Origin of the sequence: Planktothricoides sp. SR001, assembly GCF_001276715.1 — a bacterium.
GTDB classification, from domain to species: Bacteria; Cyanobacteriota; Cyanobacteriia; order Cyanobacteriales; family Laspinemataceae; genus Planktothricoides; species Planktothricoides raciborskii.
The window spans coordinates 1-1,662 of the sequence record NZ_LIUQ01000145.1 but is presented as its reverse complement, the minus strand read 5'-3'; the positions used below and the strand labels follow the sequence as shown (position 1 = coordinate 1,662).

General features: G+C 43.3%; 2 protein-coding genes and 2 pseudogenes. 1 reads left to right on the top strand and 3 read right to left on the bottom strand.

The genetic code is table 11. The annotated features are described in order from the left end of the window. A pseudogene (locus AM228_RS34720) lies at window positions 1–322 on the top strand (ATPase); the annotation flags it as partial. 59 nt (window positions 323–381) lie between these two features. On the opposite strand, the gene AM228_RS28790 reads toward AM228_RS34720, so the two are convergent. The 3 genes and pseudogenes from AM228_RS28790 to AM228_RS28780 all read right to left on the bottom strand — a co-directional run. After that, window positions 382–606, bottom strand: coding sequence for a type II toxin-antitoxin system HicB family antitoxin (locus AM228_RS28790; protein ID WP_054470488.1), 225 nt, complete (start codon window positions 604–606; stop codon window positions 382–384). Continuing rightward, a complete protein-coding gene (locus AM228_RS28785) occupies window positions 603–866 on the bottom strand; it encodes a type II toxin-antitoxin system HicA family toxin (RefSeq protein WP_054470486.1) in 264 nt (87 codons plus the stop codon). Before AM228_RS28785 ends, AM228_RS28790 begins: the two co-directional genes overlap by 4 nt. Before the next feature lie 176 nt (window positions 867–1,042). After that, a pseudogene (locus AM228_RS28780) lies at window positions 1,043–1,662 on the bottom strand (photosystem II q(b) protein); the annotation flags it as partial.

Here is a 1,662-nt window from a genome sequence, read left to right as displayed (position 1 = left end):
CATCGCCTCAACGATATTAGAATTATTTGATGGTAGCGTTTCCTTATTTTTATCCGACCAAGAAGATATATTTATCGGCGACTTATCCCCCATTATCGAATATCACTTAGACCGTTTATCGGAGTTAGAAAAAAAAGTCATATCCAGGTTTTCAGAATATGAAGCGGTAGATATTTCTCCAGCATCTGGATTACGGGAATTTGCCAAATCAGAATTAACCGAAGCCATGCAATCTTTAGGCAGACGGGGCTTAGTCGAAAAAGTGACCACAGGAGGGCGATCGCACTTCCTGCTAAATTCGCTCTTTAAACAATACATTTAGTCCCAGTCCAACTCCAGAAAATGAAAACCGTAACACATCTCGTAGTTGCGCGGTCTTCGCTACCTTTGTTGTAGCTGATAAATAATCGGTCGATATTTAGGTTGAGGAATTGCTTTACCCGCAGCCGAAGCCGCTGACAACCATGCTTCTTTAGCAATTTGTACCTCGCGCAAAGCTGTTTCGGGGGTTTCACCAAATGCAGAGCAGTATTTTAAGTCAGGAATATCAGCAATATAACCTTCATCTTCTTCACTGTAGAAAATATTGATGTGATAGTCTTTCATAGTTCATCCTGCTCCATGCTTAGATTATACTCTTCAATTATCGATAAAAATTGACGTACTTGATAAGGTGTCACCTCGCCTTTGTTATTTTGAATGTTAACAATTTCCGTAACTTGGGGATGAGTAAAAATGTGATGACTACCACTGATTCTTTCCAAGCTAAACCCGAAAGCTTCAATCAGCGTCACCATTTCACTAAACTTGATATTTTTTGAACCGGCCAGAACCTTATCCAGAATTTTCCGCTTTTTCGCGACCACTTTTTAGGCTTCCTCTCGGCGATGTTTTAATTCGATCAAAGATGTTGCTCTAGCCGGAAATATTCGGCAAGGCTTTTGGAACTTTTATCAGCTAGTTTACCGCAGCATAACAAGAAACGCAAAAAAACGCCCCCCTTTTCAGGAGAGCGTTTTTTATTTATTTAGTTAGCTAAGAATTAGCCATTGATTTGAGGAGCACTCAAAGCCACAGGAGCAGCTTCACCAGCAGCCAAATCTAAGGGGAAGTTGTGAGCGTTGCGCTCGTGCATCACTTCCATACCCAAGTTAGCGCGGTTGATCACGTCAGCCCAGGTATTGATTACGCGACCTTGAGAGTCAACGATAGATTGGTTGAAGTTGAAACCGTTCAGGTTGAAGGCCATCGTGGACACACCCAGAGCGGTGAACCAGATACCGATAACAGGCCATGCACCCAAGAAGAAGTGCAGAGAGCGGCTGTTGTTGAAGGAAGCATATTGGAAGATTAAACGACCAAAGTAACCGTGAGCGGCAACGATGTTGTAGGTTTCTTCTTCTTGACCGAACTTGTAACCATAGTTTTGAGATTCAACTTCGGTGGTTTCACGAACCAAAGAAGAAGTCACCAAAGAACCGTGCATAGCGGAGAACAGAGCGCCACCGAACACACCGGCCACACCTAACATATGGAAGGGGTGCATCAGGATGTTGTGCTCAGCTTGGAATACCAACATAAAGTTGAAGGTTCCAGAGATACCCAGAGGCATACCATCGGAGAAAGAACCTTGACCAATTGGGTAGATCAGGAAAACTGCGG